This window comes from Campylobacter sp. IFREMER_LSEM_CL1846 (assembly GCF_025772105.1).
Taxonomy (GTDB): Bacteria; Campylobacterota; Campylobacteria; order Campylobacterales; family Campylobacteraceae; genus Campylobacter_D; species Campylobacter_D lari_D.
Genome location: NZ_JAKMRM010000008.1, coordinates 26,505 through 42,344 on the forward strand (window position 1 = coordinate 26,505; position 15,840 = coordinate 42,344).

13 protein-coding genes and 1 tRNA gene are annotated in these 15,840 nt (G+C 30.0%); 9 read left to right on the plus strand and 5 right to left on the minus strand.

Annotation, left to right across the window (positions count from 1 at the left end; translation table 11 throughout):
* Nucleotides 1-10 precede the first annotated feature (10 nt).
* The 4 genes from L8W40_RS05000 to L8W40_RS05015 form a co-directional block, all read right to left on the minus strand.
* Nucleotides 11-1,306 (minus strand): methyl-accepting chemotaxis protein, encoded by a 1,296-nt coding sequence (locus tag L8W40_RS05000; RefSeq protein ID WP_263664838.1) that lies wholly within the window; start codon nt 1,304-1,306, stop codon nt 11-13.
* 64 nt (nt 1,307-1,370) lie between these two features.
* Nucleotides 1,371-1,805 carry a hypothetical protein gene (locus tag L8W40_RS05005; protein WP_133319691.1) on the minus strand — a complete coding sequence of 145 codons (435 nt, stop codon included), beginning with the start codon at nt 1,803-1,805 and terminating at the stop codon, nt 1,371-1,373.
* A gap of 30 nt (nt 1,806-1,835) precedes the next feature.
* A tRNA-Leu gene (locus tag L8W40_RS05010) sits at nt 1,836-1,921 on the minus strand.
* Nucleotides 1,922-1,950: 29 nt separating this feature from the next.
* Nucleotides 1,951-2,274 carry a F0F1 ATP synthase subunit C gene (locus L8W40_RS05015; protein WP_012661906.1) on the minus strand — a complete coding sequence of 108 codons (324 nt, stop codon included), beginning with the start codon at nt 2,272-2,274 and terminating at the stop codon, nt 1,951-1,953.
* Between the two features lie 194 nt (nt 2,275-2,468).
* Between L8W40_RS05015 and L8W40_RS05020 the strand changes: the two genes are divergently transcribed.
* The 5 genes from L8W40_RS05020 to pckA are packed head-to-tail and all read left to right on the plus strand — an operon-like array spanning nt 2,469 to nt 9,934.
* Entirely contained in the window at nt 2,469-3,821 is a 1,353-nt protein-coding gene (locus L8W40_RS05020) for a sodium-dependent transporter (protein WP_258108779.1), read from the plus strand.
* Between the two features lie 9 nt (nt 3,822-3,830).
* Nucleotides 3,831-5,168: a sodium-dependent transporter gene (locus L8W40_RS05025; protein ID WP_263664839.1), complete on the plus strand. Its 1,338-nt coding sequence runs from the start codon at nt 3,831-3,833 to the stop codon at nt 5,166-5,168.
* A 9-nt stretch (nt 5,169-5,177) separates the two neighbouring features.
* Nucleotides 5,178-6,512 carry a sodium-dependent transporter gene (locus tag L8W40_RS05030; protein WP_133319885.1) on the plus strand — a complete coding sequence of 445 codons (1,335 nt, stop codon included), beginning with the start codon at nt 5,178-5,180 and terminating at the stop codon, nt 6,510-6,512.
* A gap of 58 nt (nt 6,513-6,570) precedes the next feature.
* Nucleotides 6,571-8,349 (plus strand): biotin/lipoyl-containing protein, encoded by a 1,779-nt coding sequence (locus L8W40_RS05035; RefSeq protein ID WP_263664840.1) that lies wholly within the window; start codon nt 6,571-6,573, stop codon nt 8,347-8,349.
* A gap of 10 nt (nt 8,350-8,359) precedes the next feature.
* Complete coding sequence (gene pckA, locus L8W40_RS05040; protein WP_263659753.1) at nt 8,360-9,934, plus strand: phosphoenolpyruvate carboxykinase (ATP); 1,575 nt, start codon at nt 8,360-8,362, stop codon at nt 9,932-9,934.
* A gap of 16 nt (nt 9,935-9,950) precedes the next feature.
* Here pckA and L8W40_RS05045 read toward each other — a convergent pair whose 3' ends face one another.
* Complete coding sequence (locus L8W40_RS05045; RefSeq protein WP_220566684.1) at nt 9,951-10,316, minus strand: histidine triad nucleotide-binding protein; 366 nt, start codon at nt 10,314-10,316, stop codon at nt 9,951-9,953.
* Nucleotides 10,317-10,402: 86 nt separating this feature from the next.
* Between L8W40_RS05045 and pheS the strand changes: the two genes are divergently transcribed.
* Genes pheS through L8W40_RS05065 form a run of 4 tightly spaced genes read left to right on the plus strand, consistent with a single transcriptional unit; the run spans nt 10,403 to nt 15,831 of the window.
* Complete coding sequence (gene pheS, locus L8W40_RS05050) at nt 10,403-11,395, plus strand: phenylalanine--tRNA ligase subunit alpha (RefSeq protein WP_087699975.1); 993 nt, start codon at nt 10,403-10,405, stop codon at nt 11,393-11,395.
* Nucleotides 11,392-13,722, plus strand: coding sequence for a phenylalanine--tRNA ligase subunit beta (gene pheT / locus L8W40_RS05055; RefSeq protein ID WP_263664841.1), 2,331 nt, complete (start codon nt 11,392-11,394; stop codon nt 13,720-13,722). Before pheS ends, pheT begins: the two co-directional genes overlap by 4 nt.
* On the plus strand, nt 13,719-15,005 hold the full coding sequence (gene aroA / locus L8W40_RS05060) for a 3-phosphoshikimate 1-carboxyvinyltransferase (protein WP_263664842.1): 1,287 nt from the start codon (nt 13,719-13,721) through the stop codon (nt 15,003-15,005). Before pheT ends, aroA begins: the two co-directional genes overlap by 4 nt.
* Nucleotides 14,995-15,831 carry a 4-hydroxy-3-methylbut-2-enyl diphosphate reductase gene (locus L8W40_RS05065; RefSeq protein WP_133319891.1) on the plus strand — a complete coding sequence of 279 codons (837 nt, stop codon included), beginning with the start codon at nt 14,995-14,997 and terminating at the stop codon, nt 15,829-15,831. Before aroA ends, L8W40_RS05065 begins: the two co-directional genes overlap by 11 nt.
* The last annotated feature ends 9 nt before the right edge of the window (nt 15,832-15,840 follow it).

Below are 15,840 nucleotides of genomic sequence, written 5' to 3' on the forward strand. Positions count from 1 at the left end.
CTAAAAACTTTTATTTATCTTGCATAGCTTGAGCTACTTGAGCTGAACTATTTCTAATTTTTTCCATACATTCTCTAGCTTCTTTGGCTAAATCCACGCTTTGATTTACGCCACTTAAGCCATCTTTAATGCTTTGTACAACTTCAGCTGTTACATTTCTGATAGAATTAATGGTAGTAGTGATTTCATTTACTGAATGTCCAGTTCTTTCAGCTAGATTTCTAACTTCATCAGCAACAACAGCAAAACCTCTACCATGCTCACCTGCACGCGCTGCCTCAATAGCCGCATTTAGAGCTAAAAGATTGGTTTGATCGGCTATATCGCTAATGGTTTGAATAATATTTTTAATTTCTTCTGATTGCTCATTTAATGATGATACGAGATTGCTACTATTGTTCATCATATCAGCAATGCCTTGAATATTTTGAACCGTATTTTCTATAACACTATCGCCCTCTTGAGTGAGATTGTCATTTTGTTCAGCTAATTCACTAATGAGCTTTAATTTTTCCTCATCTCTTACAACTTGTTCGGTAATATCTGTTGCAAATTTAATAACTTTGTAAATTTCTCCATCATCATTTTTGATAGGATTATAACTTGCTTCTAAATAGATTAGTTTGTTGTTTTTACCAAAGCGTATGAATTTTCCTGATTGAAATTTACCACTTCTTAGCTCTTCCCAAAAAATTGTATATTCTTTGGAATTCCTAAATTTTTCCTCGCAGAACATACTATGGTGTTTTCCTTTGATTTCACTTAGTGAATAACCCATGGTTTGAGTGAAGTTTTCATTAGCATTTAAAATCTCTCCATAAGGATTAAATTCAATAATAGCCATAGAACGATTAGCGGCATCTATGGTGTTTTTTAGATCAAGCATTTCATAGTTTCTTTGAGTAATGTCATTTGCAAATTTAATAACCTTATACACTTCATTGTTTTGGTTTAAAATAGGAAGATAATTGGCTTCAAGATAAATATCTTTCCCGCCTTTTGCAATGCGTCTAAAAAGTCCATTTCTTGATATACCACTTTTTAAATCTCTCCAAAAATCAACATAGCGTTGCGACTTTACAACCTCTGGTAAACAAAACATACTATGGTGTTTACCTTTGATTTCATTTAAAGAGTAATTCATAGTTTTTAGAAAATTTTCATTAGCATTAATAATAGTTCCATCTGTTTGAAATTCTATCATGGCCATAGTTTTGCTAATAGCATTAAGTATATCTTGAAAAGCTTGATTAGATTGCTCTAATTGAGTAATTTGTTCATTAATTTTTTTCTTGTTGATAAACATAAAACCCCTTTATAAAATAATTCGGAATTATATAGTGCTTTTTAAAATAAATAATTTGTTTATATTAGCTTTTTGTTAAATTATAAAATTTTTCTTGGAGAGAATTTCTTATTTCATCGTTAATTTTCTCATTGTCATTTAGATATTGTTTGTTAAGTTCTTCAAGCTCTTTTAAAAATCCAAAAAGTGTTTCTTCCCATAAAGCATTATTTCTTTTACTTAAATTCATTGTTTGGATATGATTAAGTTTTCTACTCATATTGCTTAAATTCTCTAAAAATTCATCTTTATAATTTTCATCTTGGAGTGTAAAGGTATTTTGTAAAAGATTATTTTTTATATTTCTTATCTCTTCGTTAATTAGATCACAAAATTCAGGATAAATATCATTTTTAATAGGTTCAAGTAAGGCTTGTTCATCTAGTTTTAGAGTATATTTTTTTACGGCAAAAAAAAGAATTAAAAAAGCTATTGCACTGACTAAAATATAGAAAGTCATTTTGTTTTGATAATCCTTAAAAAATAAAAATGGTGCGGTTAGCGAGATTTGAACTCGCACACGCTGAGCGCACCACCCCCTCAAGATGGCGTGTCTACCAATTCCACCATAACCGCATAAGCCCCATAAGAGGGCTTTGAAAATTTTAAGCTGCTACTAATGCTTGGAATGGATTAGCATAAAGAGCGATAAGAGCAATAACAAGCGCATAAATAACTTGAGCTTCAATCATCGCTAAAGCAATAAACATAGTAGTCATTAATTTACCACCAAGACCAGGGTTTCTAGCAGTACCTGCTATAGTTGCTGCTGCAGTATTACCCATACCGATAGCTCCACCTAAAGCTGCAACACCAAGTCCTAAACCTGCTGCTAAGATAGAAAAAGAAGCTAACCATTGATTCATAGAACCTTCAGCCGCAAATGCAAAACCGCTTAAAGCTAGCATTAAAAATACGATTTTTTTCATAGTTTTTCCTTGTAAAAATTTAAATCCTTTCGGCTTGCGTATCCCTACTCGTGATTTATAAAAGCAAAATTATATACAAATATAACTTTAAAATTATTGAAATTTAAATTAATATTATATATTTTAAAATAAATTAAAGTTTTTTTTAGCTACATTAAAAATTTTTATAGTTTTATAAAATTAAGGTTATCTTTATGAATGAAAAATTTTCTAAAATAGGCTTTGTATTAGCGGTAGCAGGTTCAGCTGTTGGACTTGGAAATGCTTGGAAATTTCCAACTTTGGTAGGACAAAATGGAGGTTCAGCTTTTGTACTTTTATATTTGCTTTTGACTTTGGGGGTAGGGTTTGTAATATTTTTGGCTGAACTTAGCATAGGAAAACTTAGTGAAAAAGATCCTGTAAATGCCTATTATACTTTAGCTCCAAAACATAAAAGAGCTTGGTCTATAGTTGGTTTTTCTTTAATAGGTGCTATTTTGATTGTTTCTTTTTATAGCGTGATAATAGGATGGATTGTTAAGTATGCTTATTTTGGGTTTTTTCCTTTACCAAAAAGTATAGAAGAAAGTGGCGCTATTTTTGGAAATTTACTTTCTAATGATGTTTTATCTCAATTTATATGTTTTACTTTTGTGTTTATAGTAATTTTTTATGTAGTATCAAAAGGTGTTAAAAGTGGTATAGAAAAACTCAATGTTTGGATGATGCCAAGCTTATTTATACTACTTATTTTAATGCTTGGATATTCTTTTAGTATGGATGGTTTTTCTAAAGCAAGTGAGTTTTTATTTTCTCCGGACTTTTCTAAGCTTAGTGTAGGAGCATTTTTAAGTGCATTGGGACTTGCTTGTTTTTCTTTATCTATTGGAGTAGGTTCAATTATAACTTATTCTGCAAGTTTATCTGATAAAACAAATTTTATTACAAGCACTATTAACATTATCATTATTAATATTATTATTGGTATTATGATGGGACTTATTGTATTTACTTTCATATTTGAATTTAATGGAGATCCAGCTCAACAAGGTCCAGGTTTGATTTTTGTGTCTTTGATGAGTTTGTTTTCAAATATTGACCCAATTGGCTTTTTACCTTTGGGAAATATTTTAGCTGTGGCTTTTTTTATAGCTTTGTTTTTTGCAGGGATTACTTCAGCAGTTTCCATGATAGAACCTTTAACCTTTTATTTAATCAATTCTTATAATTTTACAAGAAAAAAAGCTCTGATTTTTATAGCTTTCATTGTGTATTTTTTGGGAAGTTTGTGTATTTTATCAGGAATTGAGTGGAGTAAAGATTCTTTAGAATTTTTTGGAAAAAGTTTTTTTGATATATTAGATTTTATTGCTTCAAATTTAATGATGCCTTTAGGTGGATTATTTGGTGCAATCTTTGTAGGTTTTGTGCTTAAAAAAGAAGCTTTACAAACTTTATTTTATCCTTATATGAGGGGTAAATACTTTGAGTGTTGGTATTTTTTTGTAAGATATATCTCGCCTTTAGCTGTGATTTTAATCATGGCAAAACAATTATTTTTTTAAGGTTAAAAGATGAATGAAAAATTTTCTAAAATAGGCTTTGTATTAGCGGTAGCAGGTTCAGCTGTTGGACTTGGAAATGCTTGGAAATTTCCAACTTTAGTGGGTAACAATGGCGGTTCAGCTTTTGTGGTGGTATATTTACTTTTAACCTTGGGTGTGGCTTTTGTGATATTTTTAGCTGAACTTAGTATAGGAAAACTTAGTGAAAAAGATCCTGTAAATGCTTATCATACTTTAGCGCCAAAAAATAAAAGAGCATGGTCGCTCGCAGGATTTTTTATGCTTGGTGCTATTATTCTAGTGTCTTTTTATAGTGTTGTTATAGGTTGGATAGCAAAATATGCTTATTTTGGGTTTTTTGAATTACCTAAAGATACAAATGAAGCAGGCGCTATTTTTGGAAATTTACTTTCTAATGATGTTTTATCTCAATTTATATGTTTTACTTTTGTGTTTATAGTAATTTTTTATGTAGTATCAAAAGGTGTTAAAAGTGGTATAGAAAAACTCAATGTTTGGATGATGCCAAGCTTATTTATACTGCTTATTTTAATGCTTGGATATTCTTTTAGTATGGATGGTTTTTCTAAAGCAAGTGAGTTTTTATTTGTACCTGATTTTTCAAAATTAAGTGTTAATTCTATATTAGATGCACTAGGGCTTGCATTTTTTAGTATGTCTTTGGGTGTATGTGTGATTTTAACTTATGCAGCAAGTTTGCCCGATAAAACAAATTTTATAAGCAGTGCTTTAAATATTATCATTATTAATACTATCATTGGTTTGATGATGGGACTTATTGTATTTACTTTTATATTTGAATTCGGAGCCGATCCTACTCAACAAGGTCCAGGACTTATATTTATATCATTAACAACGCTTTTTGCAAAGTTAGGGTTTTTGGGAAATGTTTTAGCCATAGCCTTTTTTATAGCTTTATTTTTTGCAGGGATTACTTCGGCTATTTCTATGATAGAACCTTTTACTTTTTATCTTATAAATCGTTATCAAATTTCAAGAAAAAAAGCTTTGGTTTTTGTGGGTATGATTGTTTATTTTCTTGGAAGTTTATCTATACTTTCTTTTTATCATGTAAGTGCATCAAGTTTAAATTTCTTTGGGAAAAGTTTTTTTGATATTTTAGACTTTTTCATACAAAATTTATTAATGCCAATTTCTGCTTTAATTACAGCATTTTTTGTGGGTTTTGTGCTTAAAAAAGAAGCTTTACAAACTTTATTTTACCCATTTATGCGTGGGATATATTTTGAAATTTGGTATATCTTTTTAAGATACATTTCTCCATTAGCGGTTATTTTAATTATGGCTAGACAGCTTTTTTTCTAAGGTATTAAAATGAATGATAAATTTTCTAAAATAGGTTTTGTATTAGCAGTAGCAGGTGGAGCTATAGGGCTTGGAAATGCTTGGAAATTTCCAACCTTAGTAGGCCAAAATGGTGGTTTTGCTTTTGTACTTTTGTATTTACTTTTGACTATTAGTATAGGATTTTGTGTATTTTTGGCTGAAATTGCTATGGGAAGATTAAGTCAGAGTGATCCTGTAAATGCTTATAAAAGCTTAGCAACTAAATATGCTCAAAAATGGAAATTTGCTGGATTTTTTATGCTCGGTGGAATTTTTGTATTATCTTTTTATCTTGTTATTATGGGTTGGGTTTTAAAATATATGATAACTTCGATTTATTATCTACCTAGTAATACTCAAGAAGCAGGAGCTTTATTTGGAAATTTAATACAAAATAGTATTTTAGAAAGTAGTTTGTATTTTTTAATTGCTTTTTTTCTTACCTTGTTTGTTGTTTCAAGAGGGGTTAAAAGCGGTATAGAAAAACTTAATGTTTGGATTATGCCAAGTTTGTTTATTATGCTTGTTTTAATGCTAGTATATTGTTTTTTTCAAGATGGTTTTAAGGAAGCTTTTGTTTATTTGTTTTATCCTGATTTTACCAAGCTTAGTTTAAACTCTGTTTTAACAGCTTTAGGTCTTGCTTTTTTTACTTTATGTTTAGGTATAGGTTGTATTACCACTTATGCAGCCTCTTTAAAAGACGATACAAATTTAATTACAAGTTCGGCCATAATTGTGCTTTTAAATATCAGTATAGGTTTGATGATGGGACTTATTGTATTTACTTTTATATTTAAATTTAATGCTAATCCTGCAGAAGGAGCTGGGCTTGTATTTATATCTTTAACGACTTTATTTTCCAACTTAGGTGCTATCTTTGGACATTTTTTAGCTTTTTATTTTTTCTTAGCTTTATTTTTTGCAGGGATTACTTCAGCAGTTTCTATGATAGAACCTTTTACTTTTTATCTTGTAAATGAATATAAAATTTCAAGAAAGAAAGCTTTGGTTTTTATAGGCTTTGTGGTCTTTCTTTTGGGAATGAGTTGTATTTTATCTTTTAGTGCTAATTATGGGGCTAGCTTTAGTTTTTTTGGTTTAAGTTTTTTTGATATTTTAGATAAATTAACTTCTAATTTTATGCTCCCACTTGGAGCTATTGCAAGTGCTATTTTCGTAGGATTTTTTGTGGAAAAAATAAAAATTTACAATTTATTTTCTAAGTTTATGAGTAGAAGTATTTTTGAAGTATGGTATTTTTTACTTAGATTTGTTGCACCTATTGCGATTATTATCATTATGTTAAATCAAATTTTATAAATTTATTTTTTAAGAAAGTAGAGTTATAATTGCAAAGATGTAAAAATAAGGAAAAATTATGGCTAAAAAGTTAATTGATGTGATGGATACCACATTTAGGGATGGTTTTCAATCTGTTTATGGTGCTAGAGTTTTAATGAATGATTTTTTTCCTGCCCTAGAAGCAGCTAAAGAAGCAGATATTAAGCATTTTGAATTTGGTGGTGGAGCTAGATTCCAAAGTTTATTTTTTTATTTGAACGAAAATGCTTTTGAAATGATGGACAAATTTAGAGCCATCGTTGGAAAAGATGCAAATTTACAAACTCTTGCAAGAGGGGTTAATACCGTAGCACTTGATACAGGTAGTAAAGAAATTATCAATTTGCATGCAAAAATGTTTGCAAAACACGGCACAACTACAATAAGAAATTTTGATGCATTAAATGATGTAAATAATTTAAAATTTAGTGGAGAATGTATAGTTAAACATGGTTTAAAACATGAAATTACCATTACTTTAATGGATTTACCTCCAAAATGTAAAGGTGCGCATGATGTGCCATTTTATGAAAGAATTTTAAAAGAAATTCTACAAGCTCAAATTCCTTTTGATAGTATTTGTTTTAAAGATGCAAGCGGAACTTCAAATCCAAATAAAATTTATGAAGTTATTAAAATGGCTAGAAAAAACCTGCCTGAAAATATGCATATAAGATTACATACGCATGAAACCGCAGGGGTAAGCATAGCATGCTATTTAGCGGCTTTAGAAGCAGGTGTTGATGGTATAGATTTAGCTGCAGCTCCTGTTAGTGGTGGTACTTCTCAACCTGATATTTTAACAATGCTTCATGCTCTAAAAGGAAGCAATTTTGATCTTGGTTTAGATGAAGAAAAAATTTTAAAATACGAAGAAGTATTAAAAGATTGTTTAAAAGATTATTTTCTACCACCTGAAGCAACGGCGGTAAATCCTTTAATACCTTTTTCACCTATGCCAGGTGGAGCATTAACTGCTAATACGCAAATGATGAGAGATAATAATATTTTAGATAAATTTCCTCAAGTTATAAAAGCTATGCAAGAAGTAGTAGAAAAAGGTGGTTATGGTACTTCTGTTACTCCTGTATCGCAGTTTTATTTCCAGCAAGCTTTTAATAATGTAATGTTTGGTCCTTGGAAAAAAATTGCAGATGGATATGGAAAAATGGTTTTAGGATATTTTGGAAAAACTCCCGTTGCTCCAGATCCTGAAGTAATTAAGCTTGCAAGTGAGCAATTAAAACTAGAACCAACTACAAAATTAGCCACAGATATTGCTGATGTTGATGAGAGCAAAAGTATAGCTTATATTAAAAACTTATTAGAAAAAGAAAATTTAGAAACAAGTGAAGAAAATATTTTTATCGTTGCAGCTTGTAAAGAAAAAGGCATAGCTTTCTTAAAAGGCGAAGCTAAGGTTAATGTTAGAAAAAATAGCAAATTAAAATCAAGTCTTATCGATGAAAATCAATTTACCGTTTCAGTTAATGGTAACAAATACCATGTAGAAGTAAGTGCAGGTTTTGATAGAGATGTTAATGTTAAAAGTGCTGTAAAAGTAAGTGCAGATAATGCAAAAGTTGCAAAAACTCAAGTAAATGATAATGCTATTGTTGCAAGTATGAATGCAAATGTATTTAAAATTTTAGTTAAAGAAAATGATAGTGTAAAGGCAGGTCAAGTTGTAGCTGTACTTGAAGCTATGAAAATGGAAATCGAGGTTAATGCAAGTAAAGATGGAGAAATTGCAGAGCTTTTAGTAAATGCTGGTGAGAGCGTAAGTGAAGGTCAAGCTTTAATGACTTATAAATAAGGAGGTAAAGATGAAAGGTTTAGAAAATTTAGGCTTAGAAAATATCGGACAAGTTTTTCACAATCTTAGCTATGATGAGCTTTTAAAGCACGAAAAAAACAACAATGAAGGTGTATGTACTAAAAACGGTACCTTTAGTGTAGATACAGGAATTTTTACTGGAAGAAGTCCTAAAGATAAATATTTTGTAAAACAAGATCCTTCGCAAAAATACATTGCTTGGGGTAAGATTAATCAGCCTATTAGTGAGGAATTATTTGAAAAGCTTTTAGCAAAAGCTAAAAAACAACTTAGTAATAGTGATATTTATATCCAAGATGCATATTGTGGAGCTTCGTTAAAAAGTCGTAAAGCTGTGCGTTTTGTAACTCAAATTGCATGGCAAGCACATTTTGTAAAAAATATGTTTATTCGTCCAAAAGAAGAAGAACTTAGTGAGTTTAAACCTGATTTTGTGGTGTATAATGCTTGCAAATGTATTAATGAAGATTATAAAAAAGATGGTTTAAATTCAGAGGTTTTTGTCATTTTTAACATAGAAAAAAATATAGCAGTAATTGGTGGAACTTGGTATGGTGGAGAGATGAAAAAAGGAATTTTTTCTATGATGAATTATTGGCTTCCACTAGAAAATAAACTTTCTATGCATTGTAGTGCTAATGTTGGAGAAAAAGGTGATGTAGCGCTTTTCTTTGGGCTTAGTGGTACAGGTAAAACTACTCTTTCAACTGATCCAAAAAGAAAATTAATAGGCGATGATGAGCATGGTTGGGATGATGAGGGTGTGTTTAATTTTGAAGGAGGTTGTTATGCAAAATGTATCAATCTTGATCCTCAAAGTGAGCCAGAAATTTATGGAGCTATAAAGCAAAATGCACTTTTAGAAAATGTAGTTTTAAAAGATGATTTAAGTGTTGATTTTAATGATGGTTCTAAAACTGAAAATACTAGAGTTTCTTATCCGATAGAGCATATTTTAAATCACGAGCCAAGCCTTAGTGCAGGTCATCCTAGTAATATCATTTTCCTTTCAGCGGATGCTTTTGGTGTTTTACCTCCGGTTAGTAAACTTAGTAAAGAACAAGCAATGTATTATTTTCTAAGTGGTTATACTGCTAAAGTAGCAGGAACTGAAAGAGGTATTACTGAGCCTGTTGCGACTTTTTCGGCTTGTTTTGGAGAAGTGTTTTTGCCATTACACCCAACTGTTTATGCAAAACTTTTGGGCGAAAAAATCAGCAAGCATAATGTGAATGTTTATTTGGTAAATACCGGTTGGAGCGGTGGAGCTTATGGTGTAGGCAAAAGAATGAGTATAAAAGCTACTAGAGCTTGCATTAATGCGATTTTAGATGGTAGCATACAAAATTGTGAGTTTGAAAACTATGATTTATTTAATCTTGCAGTTCCAAAAGAATTAGCGGGTGTAGAAAGTAAGTTGTTAAACCCTGTTAATACTTGGGAGGATAAAAAAGCTTATGAAGAAACTAAATTAAAGCTTGCAAAAATGTTTATAGAAAATTTCAAACGCTATGAAGATGTAAAAGAAGGAGCAGAATTTAAACTAGCTGGTCCTGCTATCTAAAAAGAGTTAGCTCTTTTTAGAATAAAGATTGAGGATTGATTTGGGTTTCTTTATTTTTTGGAAGCTCAAATCCACCTAACATATGAAAATGTAAATGAAAAACTTCTTGTCCGCTATTTTTTCCACAATTTGTGATTAATCTATACCCACTTTTATCAAGTCCTAAAAGAGTAGCTAGTTCTTGGATAAATTGTGTCATTTCGCTCATTAATTCAGGTCTTAATTCTTGAAAGTTTTCAAAATGTTCTTTTGGAATGATTAAAATATGAATAGGTGCTTTAGGATTGATATCATGAAAAGCTAAAAATTTTTCACTTTCTAAAACTTTATTAGCAGGGATTTTTCCTTCTACGATTAGTTCAAATACGGTTTTTTCTCTCATTTAGTAATCCTTTTTTTTGTTATTTTTTGCTAATTTTAAATAATTTTACATTAGAATGTTTAAAAAAAATTTAGTTGGAGCTAAAATTGCAAGATATGATAGAAAAAATTGCTTCTGTAAATACTTTAGCAGAGCTTGAAAATATAAAAGTAAGTGTTTTAGGAAAAAAGGGTATTTTGACTTTAGAATTTGCAAAGTTAAAAGATTTGCAAGGTGAAGAAAAAAAAGAATTTGCCAATGGTTTAAATAAAACAAGAGATGAATTTAATGAGGCTTATCAAATAAAATTAAAAGAATTAGAAGAAAAAGCTTTAAATGAAAAAATGAAACAAGATGTGCAAGATTTTAGCTTTTTTGATGAAACTTCAAATGCAGGTGCTTTGCACCCAATCATGCAAACTATGGATAAAATCATAGAATATTTTACAGCTTTAAATTTCAGTATAGAAAAAGGGCCTTTGATCGAGGATGATTTTCATAATTTTGAAGCATTGAATTTACCACAAAATCATCCTGCAAGAGATATGCAAGATACTTTTTATTTTGAAGATAAAACCTTGCTTAGATCTCAAACTTCTCCAGTTCAAATTAGAACTATGCTATCTCAAAAACCACCTATTAGAATGATAGCACCAGGTGCAGTTTTTAGAAGAGATTTTGATATTACTCATACCCCTATGTTTCATCAAGTAGAAGGACTTGTGGTAGAAGAAGGCGATAAGGTAAATTTTGCAAATTTAAAAGATATGCTAGAGCATTTTTTAAAACATATGTTTGGCGATGTAAAAGTGCGTTTTAGACCAAGCTTTTTTCCTTTTACAGAGCCATCTGCTGAAGTAGATATTTCTTGTGTGTTTTGTAAAGGTTGTGGATGTAGGGTTTGTAAGCAAACAGGATGGCTTGAAGTTTTAGGATGTGGCGTTGTTGACCCTAATGTTTATAAATTTGTTGGTTATAAAAATGTAAGTGGTTATGCTTTTGGTTTGGGTGTGGAGCGTTTTGCTATGCTTTTACATAAAATTCCTGATTTGCGTTCTATGTTTGAAGGTGATTTAAGATTATTGGAGCAATTTAGATGATTATTAGTAGAAATTGGTTAAATGAATGGATTGATTTAAGTGAAATATCAACACAAACTATAGTAAATACTTTAAATTCCATAGGATTAGAGGTTGATAGTTTCAAAAGTGTTAAAGCTCCCCAAAAAGTTGTAATAGGTAAGGTTTTAGAAAAAGTTAAACATGAAAATTCAGATAAATTGAATATTTGTAAAGTAGATGTTGGGAATGAAATCTTACAAATTGTTTGTGGTGCAAAAAATGTTGATAAAGATCAATTTGTAGCCGTATCTTTAGTAGGTGCAGTGCTTCCTAGCGGACTTGAGATAAAACCTGCCAAACTTAGAGGGGTTGAATCTATGGGTATGATTTGCTCTTCTAGTGAGCTTGGTTTTGGAAAAAGTAATGAAGGCATTATGGTTTTAGATGAAAGTATGGGAGAGTTAGTTTTAGGAAAAGCTCTTAATGAATATGATTTGTTTAATGATGAATTAATTGAAATAGAACTTACTCCAAATCGCGGGGATTGCTTGAGTTTATATGGTGTTGCTAGAGATTTAAGTGCAGCACTTGATTTAAATTTAAAAGAATTAAACCCTTTAAAAGAAAGTGAAAATAGCGTAGGTATAGGAAGAATACTAAGTGTTAAAAATCAAAGTGATGTTGAAGGATTTTTTGCTTATAAGGCACTAGAGATTAAAGAAGAATTTAAGTTAAATATCACGATACAAATTCGTCTTGCTTTGATTGAAGCATATAAAAATAACAACATAGAAAATCTTTTAACTTATGCAACTCATGCAAGTGGAGTGATTTTTTGTGCTTATGATTTTCATAAGCTTTGTCAAGATTGTCAAATTGATGAAAAGATTGTTTTAGAGATTAAAACTCAAGAGCATGGAGAGTATGGGGTTTATTATAAAGATGAGTTGATTGCTTTAGCAGGTATAGAGCAAGAAGATAAATTTAAAATTAATGATGAGAGTAAAATCATCATTATAGAAGCAAACTATACTCATCCTCAAACTATAGCAAATGCAATAGCCTTTTATAAAAAGAAAAATGATACTATATATCGTTCTTTAAGAGGCAGTGAGCCTAAGCTTTCTTTGGGAATGGAGTATTTATTTAATGAGTGCTTAAAAATTAGTGCAATGGGTGTTTTTTCAGGAAGCCAACAAGTTTTTAAAGAAAATGAAGCAAATATTATTGGGATTTTTGGTACAGAGATTGATAAAATCATTGGTATGCCTATAGATAAAAATAATTTAGTCAAAATTCTTAGAAAACTAGGCTTTGAAATAAGTGTGGTAAATGATGAACAATTTAATATTAAAATTCCACTTCACCGTAGTGATATAGTAAATATAGCTGATATTAGTGAAGAAATAGTAAGAATTATCGGTATTGATAATATCCCATCAAAAGCTTTAGAATTTAGAGAAAAAAATCGCTTAAATCAAGTATATTTTGATTATCAAGAGCTTAAAAATTTAAGATTAAAAGCAAGTAATAATGGATATTTTGAAAGTGTGCATTATGTTTTGGATAATGAAGAAGAATTAAGTCAGCTAGGATTTAAATGTATTAAAAACAAACTCATTAATCCTATTACTAACGAACTTAATACTTTAAGAAGTACTTTAATAAATCATCTTTTAAATGCAGTAAGCTTTAATCTAAGAAATTCAAAAAAGAAAATCAAGCTTTTTGAGTGTGGTAGTGTTTTTGATGAGTTTTCAAACGAGCATGCTAAATTTGCGATGATCTTTAGTGGTTACAAAGAAGAAGCTAAAATCACAAATAAGGCCAAACCTGTTTTGGTAGATTTTTATACCTTTTTAGCAGAATTAAAAAGCATTATAGGTGAGTTTAGTTTACAAAAATCAGAATATGCATTTTTAAGCCCATATGAACAAGCAAATGTATATAAAAATGGCAAGCGTATAGGTTTTGTAGGTAGAGTACATTTAAGTATAGAAAATGAAAGGGATTTGGTTAAAACTTATATTTGTGAGCTTGATTTGGAAGGCTTAAAACAAGACTTTAAAACCGCTAAAGCATATTCTAAATTTCCATCTATGAGCAGGGATTTAAGTATAGTAATACCTAAGGGTTTTGAATATGAAAAAATCAAACACACTATTGCTAAATTAAATATCGAAAGATTAGAAAGCTTTAGAGTGGTAGATTTATATACAGATGAAAATTTAGGCGATTTTTATAGCTTGACTATTAATTTGGTATTTAGAGATTTTGAAAAAACTTTAGAAGATAATATTATCCTTGAATATATTGATAAAATCATCAAAGCTTTAGATGATGAGCATGGTTTAAAACTTCGATGAAGATAAGTCCTATTGATTCTTTTAAAGTAGAGCTTGAAGATATAGCTTCTGATAAGTCTATATCTCATCGCTTTGCTATTTTTTCTTTGCTTACTCAAGGAACTTGTAAGATTAAAAATTATCTAAAAGCACAAGACACTTTACATACTTTAGCAATCATTCAAGCTTTAGGAGCTGAAGTTGAAGAAATTGATGGATTAATTTATATTAAAGCTCCAAAATATATAAAATCTCCAAATTGCGTTTTAGATTGTGGAAATTCAGGTACAGCTATGAGACTTTTAATAGGTTTTTTAAGTGCTATTGAAGATGAATTTTTTGTTCTTAGTGGAGATTGTTATTTAAATGCTAGGCCAATGAAGCGAGTGAGTGGGCCTTTGATGAGTTTAGGAGCTAAGATTTTTGGAAGAGCTAATGCAAATTTAGCGCCTATTTGCATACAAGGGGCTAAGTTAGATGGTTTTGACTTTAGTAGTAATATTGCTTCAGCTCAAGTAAAATCAGCTTTAATTTTAGCAGCTTTATTTGCCAAAAAAGAAAGTTATTTTAAAGAAGTTGAGCTTTCAAGAGATCATAGTGAGATTATGCTTAATAAAATGGGAGCTTGCATTGAGTATTTAAATGAGAATAAAACTTTTATCAAAATCAATCCTTTAAAAGAAAAATTAAAAGCATTTGAAGTATGTGTACCAAATGATCCATCATCAGCCTTTTACTTTGCCTTAGCTGCTTGTATTTTACCTCATTCAAAAGTAGTCTTAAAAAATGTTTTGTTAAATAAAACACGCATTGAAGCCTTTAAAATTTTAGAAAAAATGGGTGCAAAGATCACTTATAATATTACTAATGAAGATTTTGAAAGTATTGGAGAAATTTGTGTTGAAAGTACGCCTTTAAAGGCGGTAAATGTGAGTGAAAATATCGCATGGTTGATTGATGAAATTCCAGCTTTGGCTATAGCTTTTGCTTGTGCAAAAGGAAAAAGCATTATAAAAAATGCTAAAGAATTGCGCGTAAAAGAAAGTGATAGAATCAAATCAATTGTATTAAATTTGCAAAAATGTGGCATAAAAGTAAAAGAATTTGAAGATGGCTTTGAAGTAGAAGGCGGCGAAGTTAAAAATGCTAAAATAGAAAGCTTTGGAGATCATAGAATTGCGATGAGTTTTTTAATTTTAGGTTTAAGATGTGGAATGGAAGTAGATGATAGTGAATGCATCAAAACTTCTTTTCCAAATTTTATTGAGATTTTAAAGCAAATAGGAGCTAAGATTGGAGATTGAATTAGCAAAAAGTTATGGATTTTGTTTTGGAGTAAAAAGAGCTATTAAAAAAGCCGAGCAGATTAAAGATGCAGCTACTATAGGACCTTTAATTCATAATAATGAAGAAATCACAAGACTTTGGAAAAATTATAATGTTAAAACATTAAATGATATTAATGAATTAAACGCAGAAAAAAAAGCCATTATTAGAACCCATGGTATTACAAAGCAAGATTTAGAAAAATTAAAGCAAAAGGATATAGAAATTTTTGATGCTACATGTCCTTTTGTGACTAAACCTCAAAAAATTTGTGAACAAATGAGCAATGAAGGTTATGAAGTTGTTATTTTTGGGGATGAAAATCATCCTGAAGTAAAAGGGGTTAGAAGTTATGTAAGTACTAAAGCTTATGTAGTGCTTGATGAAAAAGAATTGCTTGATATTAAATTGCCTTCTAAAATTGCAGTAGTATCACAAACTACAAAAAAGATAGAAAAATTTATGGAAATTGTAAATTTTTTAATGCTTAGGGTTAAGGAAGTGCGTGTTTTTAATACAATATGTGATGCGACTTTTAAAAATCAAGAAGCAATCAATGAACTTGCTAAAAAAAGTGATGTAATGATAATAGTTGGAGGGAAGAACTCAGCCAATACTAAACAGCTTTTTTTGATAGCAAAAAACTATTGTGAAGATAGTTATTTAATCGAAAATGAAAAAGAAATTCAGAAAGAATGGTTTAGCGGTAAAGAAAAATGTGGCATTAGTGCGGGTGCTTCTACACCTGATTGGGTGATTGATTTGGTTTTGGAAAAAATCAAAGAATACGCCAAAATTAACTAAGTTTAAAGA

Coding starts and splice junctions, on each gene's coding strand:
- L8W40_RS05000 (WP_263664838.1), bottom strand. CDS start 1,306: ATGTTTATCAACAAGAAAAAAATTAATGAACAAATTACTCAATTAGAG.
- L8W40_RS05005 (WP_133319691.1), bottom strand. CDS start 1,805: ATGACTTTCTATATTTTAGTCAGTGCAATAGCTTTTTTAATTCTTTTT.
- L8W40_RS05015 (WP_012661906.1), bottom strand. CDS start 2,274: ATGAAAAAAATCGTATTTTTAATGCTAGCTTTAAGCGGTTTTGCATTT.
- L8W40_RS05020 (WP_258108779.1), top strand. CDS start 2,469: ATGAATGAAAAATTTTCTAAAATAGGCTTTGTATTAGCGGTAGCAGGT.
- L8W40_RS05025 (WP_263664839.1), top strand. CDS start 3,831: ATGAATGAAAAATTTTCTAAAATAGGCTTTGTATTAGCGGTAGCAGGT.
- L8W40_RS05030 (WP_133319885.1), top strand. CDS start 5,178: ATGAATGATAAATTTTCTAAAATAGGTTTTGTATTAGCAGTAGCAGGT.
- L8W40_RS05035 (WP_263664840.1), top strand. CDS start 6,571: ATGGCTAAAAAGTTAATTGATGTGATGGATACCACATTTAGGGATGGT.
- pckA (WP_263659753.1), top strand. CDS start 8,360: ATGAAAGGTTTAGAAAATTTAGGCTTAGAAAATATCGGACAAGTTTTT.
- L8W40_RS05045 (WP_220566684.1), bottom strand. CDS start 10,316: ATGAGAGAAAAAACCGTATTTGAACTAATCGTAGAAGGAAAAATCCCT.
- pheT (WP_263664841.1), top strand. CDS start 11,392: ATGATTATTAGTAGAAATTGGTTAAATGAATGGATTGATTTAAGTGAA.
- aroA (WP_263664842.1), top strand. CDS start 13,719: ATGAAGATAAGTCCTATTGATTCTTTTAAAGTAGAGCTTGAAGATATA.